The organism is Mesorhizobium sp. U510 (assembly GCF_059180695.1).
The window spans coordinates 329,114-343,836 of the sequence record NZ_CP180531.1; the positions used below are offsets into that span (position 1 = coordinate 329,114).

Genomic DNA, 14,723 nt, shown 5'->3' on the forward strand with positions numbered 1-14,723 from the left:
GCAGCCTTAATGGCCGGCCTTATCGTGGCCTCAGCTGCGTTCGTCACGGCCAACATCGCGCGTGACAATCATACCCGAGCCGCCACCGCGAAAACGATGACCGGTGGCGATCCCGATCGCGCTCCGGCAATCTTTCGGCGCTACGGTTGTTCTGGATGTCACGCGATTTCCGGAATCCCCGGGGCGGACGGCCAGACCGGCGGTCCGCTCACCGGATTATCAAAGCGCGTCTACATTGCCGGCGTGTTGGAAAACCGCTCCGACAATCTTGTCGCCTGGATCGTTTCGCCGAGTAGCTTTTCCCCCCGGACGGCGATGCCGTCCACCGGTATCTCCGAACAGGAAGCACGAGACCTTGCAGCCTATCTCTATGCGCAATGATCTACGGATCAGGCGTTGCAATCGCAGGAAGCGCCTTGACGTAGCGCGCGATCGCCTGGCGGTCGCTATCAGGCAGCATCGCAGCGTTCGTTACCACATCGGCCATGGATGATCCCACGCGTCCATGATTGCGCGTCTCGCCCGTCTTTAGCATCGTTGCGATGTCCGCCTCGCCCCAGCTGCGCAATCTCTGCTGAGTTATGTTAGGCACGAACCCCGTCCCCTGCGGATCGATGCCACCTGCAAAAAGGGTGCCGGATTTGATCGCTCCGAACGCGTTGCGGCTCGAGTGGCACTCTGCGCAGTGCGATACCGTTTCAACGAGATAGGCCCCGCGATCACGCGTCGATATTCCGCCGGTGCCTGCGGCCGATTGCCCTTGCCGAAAGAACAGAAGTTTCCAGAATCCGATTGACCGGCGGACTATAAACAGAATTTTGGGATCGTGGGGCGGCGGCCGGCCCGAGACCGCCGGAAGCGTACGCAGGTAGGCGTACAAATCCTTTATGTCCGCAACCGTCATTCCCGTAAAGCTCGTATAGGGAAAGGAGGGATAGTAATGCTCGCCGCTTGGCGAGACGCCCCCGACAAGTGCATTCGCCAAGTCGGTCGCGGTCCATCTCCCTATACCGTCGACCGGATCGGGAGAAATGTTTGGCGGTCGGAAGGTGCCGAATGGCGAGCCAAGTGCCATCCCGCCGCCGAGCTTCAGCCGGTCCGATTGCCCCGGTGTCGCATGACACGAAGCACAATCGCCTGCCGCGAAAACGAGCTTGCCAAGCGAGGCGTCGCCTGTGCCTTGAAACTGCGGGTCGTCTTGAGAAAAAGGAGGGCGGGCTTTCGATAGATACCACGCAGCCACGGCAAGCGCGGCCCCTGCAAGCAGTAAGGCAATAAAAGCGGGTTTACGTGAACCGCCCAGCATGATGCTCCCACGTCCGGGTCTTGATTGCACGGCGCTTTCCCCCGTGACTGCGGAAAGTCCTGTGTCCCCCAAACAGATGAAATCTGATGACTACGCGGAGATCGAAACGTGGGTTTGAGACTTTAGTTCCTCTGCCGCCGGCGCTAAATCAAGGTGGTCGTTAGACGTCCGTTGACCGCCGATATGGATAACGGTCCCGAATGCAATCATTAAAAAAGCGGCCTTTCGCGAAGGCGCTTCGGAATGCGGCGTAGACCTCCACTGGAACTCCCTCGTAGTCATAGCGCTTGCCGCTCGCGACAAACCAGACGGAGAGAACTTCGCTCTCGGGATCGTATTCACTTTTGCGGATCGACGTCGAAGGCATGGCGTCGACCCTAGACGAGCGCCATTGGCATGTAGCGGATGATGACTTTATCCTGCCGGAATCTTCGTTCGAGTGCCGCACGGCGCTCGAGCCAATCCGCCAGATCGACCTCCTCCGTCATCACCTCGAAGATAACGATCTCGTCGCTGTCGGATTCCGCGCCTTGCCGCCACATACCCTCCGCAGGAGCCTGAAGATAGGCCGTGACGCCTTCAAATCGGCTCGCCAGTTCCTCCTTGATCCGATCGAAATCTTTCCGCGCGAAAGGCTGGCCGGCCTTATCGGCCCGGGGGAGAAGGATCTGGAAAAGGTGCATGCTCGATACTCGCTGACCGCAGTTAACGATTGCGGAGCCTACCGCGTTCCCTTTTGGTGAAGGCCTCTGCTACGCTTGGCCGTGCTCACTCCGCGCGTTCGTCGAATGGGTCGACGCCTTCTCGACCTTATGCACGCCGTGCCACGGTGCTGCCAATGGACTCCGCGTTGGCTGCCGCAGCGGCTGGCAATGAAAGCGATGAGGGAGAGTGTACCAATAAGGCAAACGATTGCGTCGGATTTGGTGCGGCGTCGGCAGCCTTCTGCGCTGTGACCTTTGCCTGCTCTTCTTGCGCGAGTACGGCAGTGCCGTCGCATCCGCCTAGCACAGGCCCGTAAGTGCGTGGCGATGAGTGCCCCGGCGCCGGTTTCAATGAGATGGCGCTGCAACCCCAAACGTCGGACGGGGCAAGCAACTCAATGAGCAACCACAAAACGATGGTAAGCGGATCGCGCCTAGCCGCGTCGGCCATTCCATCGATGGCGTCGAGAACTGAAGCCGCGCGTACGATACGCCTATGACGGATAGGCCGCCGCGTGCAATGCCAGGCGCTGACTGATCGTTTCGAGCCGTGACGCGGTGCAGGCAGAACCCGTTTGCGCGCTCGCTAGGACGGGCAGCCCTGAAAAGCCGCCGGCTTGCGCGGCGCGCCGAAGCGGCTGATCTTCGCAAACAGCATGGCGAGAACCTCAGCAGGCGACAGCCGCGTGGGCGGCGGCCACGTCTACGGGTCGGCGCCGGCTTAAAACCGTACCCAGGTTTGCATCGAACCCGTCCTCGCCGGCTTTGCTCGAACCCCGGTAGGTCGGCTTAACGTTAAGGGAAAGGGAAAAAACCATTACCGCGGAACCGGCGGCGTTTGGCGATCCGAGCGCGCATGTGACCATGCCCGTGGAGGGAAATCATGCACTCGGGATGTCGATCAAAAATAGAATCTGCCCTCTTGAACCGCATTTAGGGTCTTCCCAAATCGTTCTGCGTCGGGGCTTCGGCCCGACAGATTTGGGCGTCGCAGAGACGCTGCGGCGCCTGCTTGTAACCCATGTTGCTTTACGGAGGATATGGCTATGAGAAGCTTCGATTATACACCTCTCTACCGCTCGACGGTCGGTTTCGACCGTCTCTTTGATATGCTCGACAATGGCGTGCGTTCGGAGTGGCCGCCCTACAACATCGAGAAGCTCGGCCCCGACGACTACCGCATTACGATGGCGATCGCCGGGTTCAGCACGGACGAAGTCGAGCTCACCCAGCATGGCCCCGAGCTGATTGTCACCGGCCAGAAAAAGCCGGAGGAGGGCGACCGACAAATTCTCCACCAGGGATTGGCCATCGGCAATTTCAGGCAGGCTTTCAAGCTGGCCGACCATGTCAAGGTAGCACACGCCGCGCTTGAGAATGGCCTGCTTTCGGTTGACCTGGTGCGCGAGATTCCTGATGAACTAAAGCCTCGCCGCATTGCCATCGGCTCGACCGGCAGCGCCGCGCCAGGGGACGAGACGGCGACGAAGAAGCAGATCAGCCAGGATACGGGTCAGCAGCGCAACGCTGCCTGAGTTCCGCACGAACCTCAAAGCTGCGATTTGCCTCCCGGCAGCGTCCGGGAGGCACGAATTGCGGAGAAACGGAGATGACAGGCTTTATTAACTTTCCAGACACGAGCTATCGGGACGCATATCGTTCTCCGACATTCCAGCGGCCCGATGAAATCCTCAACGATCCGGCAATGAGCCGTGCGGAGAAGCGGGCGCTGCTGGCGTCGTGGGCATCCGACGCGCGCGCGGTTCGTGGCCGGCCATCGATGCGTCAGTTGGAAGACGGCTCCCGCATCGAAGTGGATGAGATTCTCCAAGCGCTCAAGGCGTTGGCAAGCACCGACCAGCAGGCACCAGGTCCGTCGCGAAGGCAGGCCCGGCGTCGCCGTAGATTGTGTTTCCCGCATTGGGCTCGCATCACGCGCCATCGCCGGCGCGATGACGATGACGACCCGCCGCCTTGTCCTGCCTTTGCAGCCGTTCTGCCCAGAACTGGCAGTGGCGGGGCCTTTGCTCATCCCGAGCCCGCGCTGGCGTAACGCCAGCGCCGGCGTGCCAATTCGGGGAACATGTCGCCACTCCGAACATTCCTGCTTCTAGGCCGATGTGGTCCGTGCTCCGAGGGCATCGAATGGCGAGCGACAAGCTAACAACATACAAGGCCAAGCGCGATTTCAAGAAAACGCAGGAGCCGAGCGGTCAAGGTTCGGTCATGCCATCCAACCGTCGCCGTTTCGTCATTCAGAAACATGACGCGACGCGGCTGCATTACGATCTGCGACTTGAGCTCGGCGGCGTTTTCAAATCCTGGGCCGTGACGCGCGGTCCCTCTCTCGATCCTCATGACAAGAGGCTCGCCGTCGAGGTGGAAGATCATCCGCTCGACTACGGGGATTTCGAAGGCACGATTCCAAAAGGCCAGTATGGCGGCGGCACAGTCATGCTGTGGGACCGCGGCTATTGGGAGCCCGAGGGAAAGAAGAGCCCCGAGCAGGCTCTGGCCAAGGGCGATTTCAAGTTCACGCTGGAAGGGGAACGGCTGCATGGCGGTTTCGTGCTGGTGCGGATGGCTAACGACCGCGAACGCGGCAAGCGCAACAACTGGCTGCTGATCAAACATCGCGACGAATATGCCGTCGAGACAGACGGCGCCGCAATCCTCGACAAGACTGACACCTCTGTCGCGTCTGGACGCAAGATGGAGGCAATTGCTGCCGGCAAGGGCCGCGGCCCGAAACCCTTCATGCTGCAAGGCGGCAAGGCCGAGGCAGATGCTGTGTGGGACAGTCGTACAGGCCTTGCGGCGCAGGAGCGGAAAACAAACATCCGCGCAAAAAGGAAGAAGCACGGGACTGTCACTGCGGCCGATCTGCCCGACTTCATCGAGCCACAGCTCTGCCAGACGCTGGCGCGGCCGCCCGCCGAACGCGGATGGCTGCACGAGATCAAGTTCGACGGCTATCGCATCCAGATGCGCGTCCTGGGCGGCGAAGCGATCTTGAAAACCCGCAAGGGTCTCGACTGGACGGCCAAATATCCAGCCATTGCCCGAGCCGCCGGCAAGCTGCCCGATGCGATTATCGACGGCGAGATCTGCGCGCTCGACGAAAACGGCGCCCCGGACTTCGCCGCCCTCCAGGCAGCGCTGGCCGAGGGCAAGACCGATGCGCTTGTCTACTTCGCCTTCGACCTGCTGTTTGAAGGCTCTGAGGATTTGCGTGTCCTGCCACTGAGTAAGCGCAAGGCGCGATTGCGTCAGTTTCTGACCGACACGGGTCAGGATGATCGCATCCGCTTCGTTGAGCATTTCGAAACTGGCGGCGAGGCAGTGCTTCGCTCGGCCTGTCGGCTGTCCCTCGAAGGGATCGTGTCGAAGCGCGCCGATGCGCCCTACGTTTCCGGCCGCACCGAGACGTGGGCGAAGTCAAAGTGTCGTGCAGGCCATGAGGTCGTCATCGGCGCCTATGCCACAACGAATGGCAAATTCCGGTCGCTTCTGGTCGGCGTCAATCGCGGCGATCACTTCGTCTATGTCGGTCGCGTGGGCACAGGCTATGGCGCAGCCAAGGTCAGGGACCTGCTGCCGAGGTTGAAAGCTGCCGCGAGCGGGAAATCACCCTTCACCGGCATCGGCGCGCCGAAAAGAGAACCCGGCGTCGTCTGGTTGAAGCCGGAGCTGGTGGCCGAGATCGAGTTCGCAGGCTGGACGTCCGACGGCCTCGTGCGCCAAGCCGCCTTCAAGGGTTTGCGGGAGGATAAACCAGCGCAAGATGTGGAAGCCGATAAGCCCGCCTCGCCGGAGAGGACTGAGGTGCCGCAGCCCAGGGAGCCGACCTCAGCGAAGCCTTCGCGCCACGGCGGCAAGGTCGACGTCATGGGTGTGCTGATCTCGAACCCGGACAAGCCTTTGTGGCCAGATGCCAATGATGGCACCCCCGTAACCAAGGAAGATCTTGCCCGTTATTACGAAGCTGTTGGTCCCTGGCTGATCGAGCACATCCGCGGGCGGCCCTGCTCAATCATCCGCGCGCCGGATGGAATCGGCGGCGAGCAGTTCTTCCAGCGGCATGCGATGCCGGGAACGTCGAATCTTCTCGAATTGGTCAAAGTGTTCGGCGACAAGAAGCCTTACCTGCAGATCGACCGTGTGGAGGGCCTCGCCGCCGTCGCTCAGATCGGTGCCCTGGAACTGCATCCCTGGAATTGCGAGCCATGGCAGCCGGAGGTGCCAGGCCGGCTCGTCTTCGATCTTGATCCAGGTCCCGACGTCCCTTTCAAAACGGTTGTCGAAGCGGCCAAGGAAATGCGCGCGCGCCTCGACGATCTTGGGCTCGTCAGCTTCTGCAAGACGACCGGCGGGAAAGGGCTTCACGTCGTCACCCCCTTGGCGGTCGCCAAGCGCAGCAAGCTCACCTGGGCGCATGCCAAAGGTTTTGCGCATGATGTTTGCCTGCAGATGGCGCGGGACAATCCCGCCCTCTACCTGACCAAGATGGCGAAGAACCAGCGCATCGGCCGCATCTTCCTCGACTATCTGCGCAACGATCGCATGGCGACCGCCGTGGCTCCGCTGTCGCCGCGGGCCAGGCCCGGCGCGACAGTCTCCATGCCGCTCACCTGGGCACAAGTCAAAACCGATCTCGATCCGAAGCGCTTCACCCTGCGTACCGTCCCGGCGCTGCTGAAAAAGAGCACGGCGTGGAGAGACTATGGCGAGGGTCATCGCCTCCTCGAACCATCAATCAAGCGACTGGCAAGATCGATGCGACGGGCGGCCTGACGCAGACTTCTAGCGCTTGCCCGGACGATTCTGCGCCTCGACGGACTTACGCAGGGCATCCATGATATTGATGACGTTGTTCGGCGTCGCCTTCGGCTCGGAGGCCTTCGCCTTGGCCGGGCGCTTTGTCTTCTTCCGCTTAGCTTCGATGATTTCCAGCAGCTTGTCCTGCACCGGGTCGGAGACCAGCTTGCTGTCCCAATGACGGGTCTGCTTCTTGATGAATTCCTGGATGAGGGGCATCAGCTCGGGATCGGACTTGTCCCAGTCAATCCCCTCGAAATAGGCGTTCTCGTCCCTGACCTCGTCACCATAGCGCAGGGTCCACAGCACGATACCCTTGCCGCGCGGCTCCAGCATCACCGCGCGCTCGCGCCGCGAGATCACCAGCCTGGAGATGCCAACCATGTCTTCCGCCGCCATGGCGTCGCGAATGACCGAGAAGGCTTCCTGGCCGACCGGATCGCTTGGCGAGAGGTAATAAGGCGTATCGAGCCAGATCCATTCGATGGAATCGCGCGGCGAGAACACGTCGATATCGATCGTCCTGGTGCTGTCGAGAGCGACGCTCTCCAATTCCTCATCTTCGAGAATGATGTACTCGTTCTCACCCCGCTGATACCCCTTGACCTCGTCCTCCTCCTCGACTTCCTTGCCCGTGACGGCATCGACGTAGTGGCTGACCACGCGGTTGTTGGTCTCGCGGTTGAGCGTATGAAAACGGACTTTTTCGCTCTCCGACGTTGCCGGCATCATCTGCACCGGGCAGGTGACCAACGAGAGCTTCAGATAACCTTTCCAATAGGGTCGAACGGCCATGACGGTCTCCGATCAGGCCGCGCGTCTGGAGCCGGCGGCGCGCTTGGGCTGCTTTCGGTTGCGGTCAGCCTTCGCGGCAACAGCGCGCTTCGGCTTCTGGTCCGGTACCAGTCCGGCGCTCCTGCGCAAGGTCTCCAATAGATCGCTGGGCTTCGAAGGTGGCGGCGCCTTTTTCTTAGGCAGCGGCTTGCCTTCTATCTTCGCCTTTACGAGTTCGGCGACCGCTGCATCGTAGCGGTCGTCGAAGGTCTTGGCGTCAAACGAGCCTTTCTTCGTGTTGATGATATGTTTGGCGAGGTCGAGCATTTCACCCTCGATCTTGATCTCGGGAATATCCGTGAACGCTTCCTTCGCCGAGCGCACCTCGTAGTCGAAGTTCAGTGTGGTGCCGATCAGGCCGTTGCCATGCGGGCGGATCAGCACCGTGCGCAGCCGCCGGAACAGGACAGTACGGGCCAGCGCCGCGACTTTCGCCTGTCGCATGCCGTCGCGCAGCAGCTTGAATGCGTCGGCGCCCATCCGATCGGGTGCGAGATAATACGGCTTGTCGAAATAGACGTCGTCAATCTCGTCGCAGGGCACGAAGGCCTCGATCTTAAGCGTCTTGTCGCTTTCCGGGACTGCGGCCGCGACTTCCTCGGGTTCGAGGACGACGTAGTCGCCGTTCTCCATCTCGTACCCCTTTACCTGATCATCGCGCTCGACCGGATCGCCAGTCTCGCTGTCGACAAACTCACGGCGCACGCGGTTGCCGGTAGCGCGGTTGAGCGTGTTGAAGGCGATGCGCTCGGACGACGACGCGGCGGTATAGAGCGCCACTGCGCAGGCAACGTCACCGAATTTGATGTACCCCTTCCAATTCGCTCGTGCTGCAACCATGACACTCACACTCCGGCACAACCTTTGCGACATAAGCTGCTGGCGGCCGATATGGTTCCAGAATCGAAAAGAATCTGGATTCAATGCGTTGACGGCGGTGGATAGGATCCCGAGGCGCCTCCGGGAGGGGCTCGACAAGCGCATCGCGGCGCTTGGCTCGGTCGCGCAGGCGTTTCAGTCCGGCTGCTGTTGGCGGGGACGGGGATGAACTGGAGGCCAGGCCGCCGCCTTCAGCAATTTCTCGATCGCTTGAGCCTCGACCGGTTTGCTGTAGTGGTAGCCTTGCATCTCATCACAGTTGTTCTTGAGCAGGAAGGCCACCTGCTGGTCGGTTTCGACGCCCTCGGCGATAACCCTCATGTTCAGCTTTTGACCCAACGAAATCACGGCGCTGACAACGGCCTGGTCGTTTTCGTCTTCAGCCACGTTGTCGATGAAGGATTTATCGATCTTCAGTCGGGCCACCGGAAACGTCTTAAGTGCGCTGAGGCTAGAATAGCCCGTGCCGAAATCGTCGATCGAGATCTGGACGCCCAGCTCCTGCAGTTCGTTCATCGTTGCGACCGCAAGCTCGATGTCCTGCATGATGAGGCTTTCAGTCACCTCCAGTTCGAGATATCTAGCCTCCAGCCCACTGTCCCTGAGCGCATTGACCACGCGGCCGACCAGGTTCCTTTCCCTGAATTGCCGTGCCGACACATTTACACAGATAGTCACCCGGGGAAGACCGGCATCCTGCCAAGCCTTGTTCTGTCGACAGGCCTCATGCAAAACCCAGTCGCCGATCGCCACGATCAGACCTGTTTCCTCGGCGGTCGGAATGAACGTCATCGGCGCCACCACGCCTTGGGTGGGGTGGGTCCAGCGGATCAACGCTTCTACCGCGATTACGCGCCCTGACCGGAGATCGATCTGGGGTTGATAGAGAAGGGTGAATTCCGAACGCACCAGAGCGTTTCGCAACTCCCCTTGGAGAACGAATTTTTCATGCGCCCTCGAATTGAATTCGGGAGTGTAGAACTGGAAATTGTCGCGACCGAATTCCTTCGCCCGATACATGGCCGCGTCGGCATTGGCGAGCAGCGTTTGCGGGTTTTCCCCATCCTTGGGGTAGTTTGCAATGCCGATGCTGGCCGTCGTCCTAAGGCAATGCTCTGCAATATGGACCGGCGCGGCAATCGCTTCCCGGATCGTCTGCAAGGACTCCGAGATGAGATCGACATTCGTAGGCTGGTCGAACAGCACGATGACAAATTCATCCCCGCCAAGCCGCACAACCGTGTCGGTAGCTTTTACGCACTCCACCATACGGCTGGCGAGTGTCTTCAGGAGTTCGTCTCCGGCATTGTGGCCGAGCGTGTCATTGACGAGCTTGAAATTGTCCAGATCGACAAACACCACGGTGACCCAGCGGTCGTATCGCTGCGCGTACAGGACCGCTTGCGATAGCCGGTCCTCAAGCAAGGCTCGATTTGGAAGTCGTGTCAGGGCATCGTGGTTTGCCAGGAAGTGGATCTGATCTTCAGCCAGTTTGCGCTCGATTGCGATCCCGGCGATACGGGTGGTGAATTCAATAAGGCGCGTCTCGGCCTCGACGGGCTCGCGTACCGTCATCGAATACATCGCAAAGACACCCAACACGTCACCTTGATGCGACAGGATCGGGGTCGACCAGCACGAACGATAGCCGTAGGGGGTCACCAGTTGGCGGTAGTCCTCCCAGAGGGGATCCTGCATGATGTCGGCGACAATGGCGGGTTGCCGTCGGTAAACGGCGGTTCCGCAGGAACCGACCTTGGGGCCGACAGCGATTCCGTCGATCAGAGCGGTATATTCTTTCGCCAGGCTCGGCGCCGCGCCGTGCCGCAAGTGGATGCCGTCCTTGTCGAGCAGCAAGACGGAACCGGATATTCCCGTCAACTGGGATTCCACGAGGCGCATGAGCTGGTCGAGCACCTTCTCGAGCGCCGCGCTCATCGCGATCATTTCCAGGATTTGCGCTTGCCCTTCACGCAGGACGTCCCCTTGCTTGCGGGCCGTGATGTCGTGGGCGATGCCGACCAGACCGATGAGCTCATTTTTGACGTTTCGCAACGGGACTTTCGTCGACGAGAGCCATTTTACAGCGCCTGAGGCATCGACGACAAACTCTTCTTCGTCGATCATCGGTCGTCCACTGCTAAGGACGTTCTGCTCGATGAGGCGAAATTTCCGGGCAAGTTCGGGAGCATGCAAGTCGAAATCGGTCAAACCGATCATGTCACTGGTCTTGTCTCGGCCACTGTCGAGGGCCAGAGCCCTGTTGGCCACGATGAAGCGGCTCTCGGTATCCTTGACCCACAGATAGTCAGGTACCCAATCGATCAGCGTTTGCAGCGTGATACGCTCGTCAGCGATCTGTCGGCTGGCGGCAAGCTCCGTGATGTCCTCATGCGTGGAGACCCAACCGCCGCCGGGCATAGGCTGATGGCAGACCTTGATGGTTCGACCGTCAGCAAGTTTGGCCGTCCAGACCCTCGAAGTGGTGCCCGAATTGACAGAGCGGGCCAGCGCCAGATAGGCGTCGGCCGCCATGGATGATGTCCCGGCGGCTAAGCGGCGTCCGACAAGTTCACTTAATGTCAGGCCCGGTTGTAGTTGCTCGGACGCAATACGGTAGATTTCCCCATAGCGACAATTCGACAAGATGAGCCGCTCGTCACTATCAAAAAAACAAATTCCTTGCGAAATGTTGTTGATCGCCGTCTCGTAACGCAGCGCCTGCGCCTCAAGATCTTTGATTGTGGCCTGAAGCTCCCGCTCGAGAGTTTCATAGGAGCCGGCGGCGAGTTTTGCCAGTGCCACCATACCTGTCGACTCGGACGTTGCGGCCGGGCTCTTGGACAATTTCCTGACCAAACAGTTCCTCCGCCGGTCGTGCTTTGGATCAGTGCAAAGAGAGATTGGGTCGTACACTGAAGTGGCAAAGGTTATGCCCAAAGTACTAATCGTGGATAAATCGGGGTCGCCTAAGAATTAGCTCGCCATGTGCCAGTCATTGGGAATTTGCCTGGCGCATCGGTCGGTCCGATCAAATCGAGAGCAAGATTTTACGGGCGCGCCGCGAGATGTAAAAGAGCCTCGATCACGCGATGTCGACGCCCGTGCGGCCGGCGACGCTCAAACGGCGTGCATGACCGCATCCCGCTGAGGCGTCGGTCATCTCGTCGCTCTGCACCGAGCGATCTCTGAGGCCGATTTGGTCAGTGTCGGCGATCGGAATGCGGTCTTTCTGCTCCCGCATGGGCGCGCCGATGAGGCTGAGGCTTCTAAGCAAGACCTTGAACGCGGCTGCGAGAGAGCTGGATCTCCTTCGGCGACGTGGTGCCTGCTCCCAATTTCCGTAGCCTCGCACGTTGTCGACCCGGTGCTTCCAGATTGCGATCGGAGAGCCATAGATCTGCTCTAAATCGTCATTGAACGACCAGAGACACAACATCGGAAAGCGCGCCCTCCGGACGTACCTGTCGATCTTTCCAGCCTTAGGCCGAAGCCGCCGCTCGCCAGGTTAAGACATTGTTTTTGCCTCTGCTGCGCGAGTTGTCGCTAGCCGCGCCAGTCACCGATGTGAACCTGCGGCGGCGTTGCCGGGGTCAACATAGCCTCGCCGTCGCTTTGCGCGCTCAAGCCGAATAAACGCGCAGTCGACTTCTTGTGGCTCATCAAAGGTCTCGATTTTGATTTGGCCCTTCGTGCCAATCCGTCCCCAGTTGCGGATGAGTGATGCGCCACCGAACAGGGTCGGTTGAATAGTCAGCGAATAGAACCTGGCCATGTTGCGGGCGTCGTCAATGCGGTGCAGATGGGCCGGTCGTGTCACTGGGGTAAGCATGCTGCGGAGTCTCGCTCGCGAGCGCCGCAGCGTCCAACGAGTTCGATAAATCGATCACGCCCAATTGATTCACAATGCTGATGCGTTTGGTGGGGCACGTCTGTGGCGCTCCTCACGTCAAGTTGACCCGTCCAATGTGGGTCAATGCTCGTGAACCTAAAGGCCGCGGAAGGCGTTCATGGCAACGAAACGATCAGGACGATGCGAACGCTCGAACGCTCATCACGTGCCACGGAAGGGGAATGCTGACGGCGGCGAAGCTCGCTTTGCGTTCGATAGAATGGCTATCGAGCGATTTAGGCGCGCCTTTCCCCGAGCGAGGCGGAGTGACGAGCGCAAGAGTTGGTTCGTCCCCGGAAAGACGACCACGCGGCGGATCGACCGCTGGTTGGCGCAAGAGGCAGAGTTGTTCGCTCTCCACGGCGACAGTAAGGGTCGTGATGCTTTCGCCTTCGATCCGATTTCGAGCGCATATCTGTAGGTTTCCGATGACCTGCGTGTTCGCACGCCTTATTCGAAGACCGTCCTTGAGGAATTGCGGGCAATTCCGTGGGCAAGATGGGACGACGAGCTGCGAGCCTGCCGGGTGCCGTTCCGTTCGTTCGAGGAGCTTCAGCGCCGATGGCCGAGCATCGAAAAGGCTGCCCGACATGCCGAGCCCGAAGAAAGGAAGCGACGCCGAGAAGCCGCAAGGGACACTGAAGCTCACAAGGCCTCGAAAAAGTGGATTGCCGAACGTCGGCGTCATCGCTATCCACTGCCAGCCGAGATTGCCGCCGCTTGGTCGGCCGGTTGCGACAGCGCAATACGGTATCGTCGTTTTCATCCAAGTGACGGGTGAACTTGTTGAGCCATCGGACTTGATGGCTTCCTATCCAAACGCAATGCATCGAGAAGGCAACTGCATTTGGGGTAGGTGGCGTTCGGCTACGCTCGCCGAGTTGGTTAGGACATGGCCCGCACCCCATCCGCCAGCAGCGGACGAACTTTTGCGCGGCTGGTGGCAGCCGGCGCTTGCCGAACTGAGGTCGCTCCCGTCGAAATTCCCGGAGCCTTGAACGGAAAAATCCATGTCGCAAGCTTAAGACGACTGGCTGACTTGCATCGGGCGTTCGGTAACTGTCTGTGTTCACATATGGCGAGGTAGGAACACCAGGTCCTGGAGCATTACGAACAGCGGTGGGCAAAAATATGAACTTTTTCGTATGCTCATGAGCCGGCCCGCCGTTCGCCGAGCATCCTTGTGCTACGAGCTACTCGCCGCCTGCGTTCGCCGTCTCGTCCTTGAAGCTGACTTTCGTGCCTTTCTGCACCATGGACGCGAGGTCCTCGGCATCCCAGTTGGTCAACCTGATGCAGCCATGCGAGAAGGTCGCGCCGATCTTGCCCGGTTCGGGCGTGCCGTGAATACCGTAGCTCTCGATGGACAGATCGATCCAGACCGATCCCACGGGATTGTTCGGTCCGGCCGCAATCGTGAACGGCCGCTTGGCTTTGACCCCCTTGAAAGCGAAGTGCGGATCGTAGTGATAGGTGGGGTTGCGCGCGACGCGTTTGACCTCCGCCTCGCCACTCGGCGCCGGCTTCTCGGCGCTGCCGATGGAAGCGGGAAAGACCGCGAGCCATTTACCGGAAGGATCAAGAACGCGCACCAGGCGTGCGCCCTTGTCGACCTCGATGCCGGCAATCCTGGCTGGAGAATCCCCCCGATCAATATCCGGAACCAGCAACTTAGTGCCGGCCTTCATGAACCCGATCCCCGGATTGAGCCTCCTGAGCAATTGCTCGCTTATGTGGAAGCGCTCGGCCAGTTTCTCCGTCACGTTGTGATAGCCGAGCGTCCGCAGGCGGGCCATCTTCTCCATGCGCGCCGGAATGCGCTTGGTAAAGGGTCCGCTCACATCCTTGCGTGTCAGTTCGTAGCTCACCACGACTGGGTTGGTGGAGGTTGCCGTCAGCCTGTCCCAGGTCTCCGGCGTAAGCTTGCCGTCGGAGGACAATCCGTTCGCAGTCTGAAAGGCCCTGATGGCCTTTGCGACGTTCTCTGAGAAGCGGCCCTCGATCATGCCTGGCGAGAAACGGGCGCGATCCAAAAGTATCTGCGCCTTCAGGATAACCGGGCTGAAGCCTTTCGATCTTTCGGCTGAGAATTGCGCTTGATTGACAGTGGCGAGGTCGAGCTTGGCCGCCGCTGTCCCGCCGCAAGTGAGGGCAAGCGCCGCAGCCGCGACGAGAAGGAGCCTGACCATCGATGCACTCCACCAGAACCTGTTTCTATGACGCATCAAGGCCGATATGGTTCCGTCCCATGAGGCTCCTCCAACGGCTTAACGGGCCTCGGATACGCTGG

Annotated in this window: 13 protein-coding genes and 1 pseudogene; 5 read left to right on the forward strand and 9 right to left on the reverse strand. The window is 60.1% G+C overall.

The window, feature by feature from the left end; all coding sequences use genetic code 11:
- The first annotated feature begins 9 nt into the window (after positions 1–9).
- On the forward strand, positions 10–381 hold the full coding sequence (locus tag ACLGL5_RS01650; protein WP_494372681.1) for a c-type cytochrome: 372 nt from the start codon (positions 10–12) through the stop codon (positions 379–381).
- A 1-nt stretch (position 382) separates the two neighbouring features.
- Here ACLGL5_RS01650 and ACLGL5_RS01655 read toward each other — a convergent pair whose 3' ends face one another.
- The 3 genes from ACLGL5_RS01655 to ACLGL5_RS01665 form a co-directional block, all read right to left on the reverse strand.
- The gene (locus tag ACLGL5_RS01655) at positions 383–1,306 is read right to left on the reverse strand and encodes a c-type cytochrome (RefSeq protein WP_494372682.1); all 924 of its coding nucleotides are present in this window, start codon (positions 1,304–1,306) and stop codon (positions 383–385) included.
- Positions 1,307–1,466: 160 nt separating this feature from the next.
- Positions 1,467–1,673, reverse strand: a complete 207-nt coding sequence (locus ACLGL5_RS01660; RefSeq protein WP_095789590.1) for a KTSC domain-containing protein — start codon at positions 1,671–1,673, stop codon at positions 1,467–1,469.
- A 10-nt stretch (positions 1,674–1,683) separates the two neighbouring features.
- Complete coding sequence (locus ACLGL5_RS01665; protein ID WP_494372683.1) at positions 1,684–1,989, reverse strand: hypothetical protein; 306 nt, start codon at positions 1,987–1,989, stop codon at positions 1,684–1,686.
- Between the two features lie 1,067 nt (positions 1,990–3,056).
- Here ACLGL5_RS01665 and ACLGL5_RS01670 point away from each other — a divergent pair.
- The 3 genes from ACLGL5_RS01670 (at position 3,057) to ligD (ending at position 6,804) form a co-directional block, all read left to right on the forward strand.
- On the forward strand, positions 3,057–3,545 hold the full coding sequence (locus tag ACLGL5_RS01670; protein WP_494372684.1) for an Hsp20 family protein: 489 nt from the start codon (positions 3,057–3,059) through the stop codon (positions 3,543–3,545).
- A gap of 74 nt (positions 3,546–3,619) precedes the next feature.
- Positions 3,620–4,063, forward strand: coding sequence for a hypothetical protein (locus tag ACLGL5_RS01675; protein WP_494372685.1), 444 nt, complete (start codon positions 3,620–3,622; stop codon positions 4,061–4,063).
- Positions 4,064–4,155: 92 nt separating this feature from the next.
- On the forward strand, positions 4,156–6,804 hold the full coding sequence (gene ligD / locus ACLGL5_RS01680; protein WP_494372686.1) for a DNA ligase D: 2,649 nt from the start codon (positions 4,156–4,158) through the stop codon (positions 6,802–6,804).
- A 9-nt stretch (positions 6,805–6,813) separates the two neighbouring features.
- On the opposite strand, the gene ku (ACLGL5_RS01685) is transcribed toward ligD, so the two are convergent.
- The 5 genes from ku (ACLGL5_RS01685) to ACLGL5_RS01705 all read right to left on the reverse strand — a co-directional run bounded on the left by ku (ACLGL5_RS01685) (position 6,814) and on the right by ACLGL5_RS01705 (position 12,373).
- Positions 6,814–7,623, reverse strand: a complete 810-nt coding sequence (ku, locus tag ACLGL5_RS01685) for a non-homologous end joining protein Ku (RefSeq protein ID WP_494372687.1) — start codon at positions 7,621–7,623, stop codon at positions 6,814–6,816.
- Between the two features lie 12 nt (positions 7,624–7,635).
- Positions 7,636–8,502 (reverse strand): non-homologous end joining protein Ku, encoded by an 867-nt coding sequence (ku, locus tag ACLGL5_RS01690; RefSeq protein WP_494372738.1) that lies wholly within the window; start codon positions 8,500–8,502, stop codon positions 7,636–7,638.
- 174 nt (positions 8,503–8,676) lie between these two features.
- Positions 8,677–11,349 carry an EAL domain-containing protein gene (locus ACLGL5_RS01695; RefSeq protein WP_494372688.1) on the reverse strand — a complete coding sequence of 891 codons (2,673 nt, stop codon included), beginning with the start codon at positions 11,347–11,349 and terminating at the stop codon, positions 8,677–8,679.
- Between the two features lie 277 nt (positions 11,350–11,626).
- Positions 11,627–11,980 (reverse strand): hypothetical protein, encoded by a 354-nt coding sequence (locus tag ACLGL5_RS01700; protein ID WP_494372689.1) that lies wholly within the window; start codon positions 11,978–11,980, stop codon positions 11,627–11,629.
- 120 nt (positions 11,981–12,100) lie between these two features.
- Entirely contained in the window at positions 12,101–12,373 is a 273-nt protein-coding gene (locus ACLGL5_RS01705; protein WP_494372690.1) for a WGR domain-containing protein, read from the reverse strand.
- A 178-nt stretch (positions 12,374–12,551) separates the two neighbouring features.
- Here ACLGL5_RS01705 and ACLGL5_RS01710 point away from each other — a divergent pair.
- A pseudogene (locus ACLGL5_RS01710) lies at positions 12,552–13,471 on the forward strand (hypothetical protein).
- Positions 13,472–13,626: 155 nt separating this feature from the next.
- Here ACLGL5_RS01710 and ACLGL5_RS01715 read toward each other — a convergent pair.
- The gene (locus ACLGL5_RS01715; protein WP_494372691.1) at positions 13,627–14,658 is read right to left on the reverse strand and encodes a L,D-transpeptidase family protein; all 1,032 of its coding nucleotides are present in this window, start codon (positions 14,656–14,658) and stop codon (positions 13,627–13,629) included.
- Between the last annotated feature and the right edge of the window lie 65 nt (positions 14,659–14,723).

Coding starts and splice junctions, on each gene's coding strand:
- ACLGL5_RS01650 (WP_494372681.1), top strand. CDS start 10: ATGGCCGGCCTTATCGTGGCCTCAGCTGCGTTCGTCACGGCCAACATC.
- ACLGL5_RS01655 (WP_494372682.1), bottom strand. CDS start 1,306: ATGCTGGGCGGTTCACGTAAACCCGCTTTTATTGCCTTACTGCTTGCA.
- ACLGL5_RS01660 (WP_095789590.1), bottom strand. CDS start 1,673: ATGCCTTCGACGTCGATCCGCAAAAGTGAATACGATCCCGAGAGCGAA.
- ACLGL5_RS01665 (WP_494372683.1), bottom strand. CDS start 1,989: ATGCACCTTTTCCAGATCCTTCTCCCCCGGGCCGATAAGGCCGGCCAG.
- ACLGL5_RS01670 (WP_494372684.1), top strand. CDS start 3,057: ATGAGAAGCTTCGATTATACACCTCTCTACCGCTCGACGGTCGGTTTC.
- ACLGL5_RS01675 (WP_494372685.1), top strand. CDS start 3,620: ATGACAGGCTTTATTAACTTTCCAGACACGAGCTATCGGGACGCATAT.
- ligD (WP_494372686.1), top strand. CDS start 4,156: ATGGCGAGCGACAAGCTAACAACATACAAGGCCAAGCGCGATTTCAAG.
- ku (WP_494372687.1), bottom strand. CDS start 7,623: ATGGCCGTTCGACCCTATTGGAAAGGTTATCTGAAGCTCTCGTTGGTC.
- ku (WP_494372738.1), bottom strand. CDS start 8,502: ATGGTTGCAGCACGAGCGAATTGGAAGGGGTACATCAAATTCGGTGAC.
- ACLGL5_RS01695 (WP_494372688.1), bottom strand. CDS start 11,349: ATGGTGGCACTGGCAAAACTCGCCGCCGGCTCCTATGAAACTCTCGAG.
- ACLGL5_RS01700 (WP_494372689.1), bottom strand. CDS start 11,980: ATGTTGTGTCTCTGGTCGTTCAATGACGATTTAGAGCAGATCTATGGC.
- ACLGL5_RS01705 (WP_494372690.1), bottom strand. CDS start 12,373: ATGCTTACCCCAGTGACACGACCGGCCCATCTGCACCGCATTGACGAC.
- ACLGL5_RS01715 (WP_494372691.1), bottom strand. CDS start 14,658: ATGCGTCATAGAAACAGGTTCTGGTGGAGTGCATCGATGGTCAGGCTC.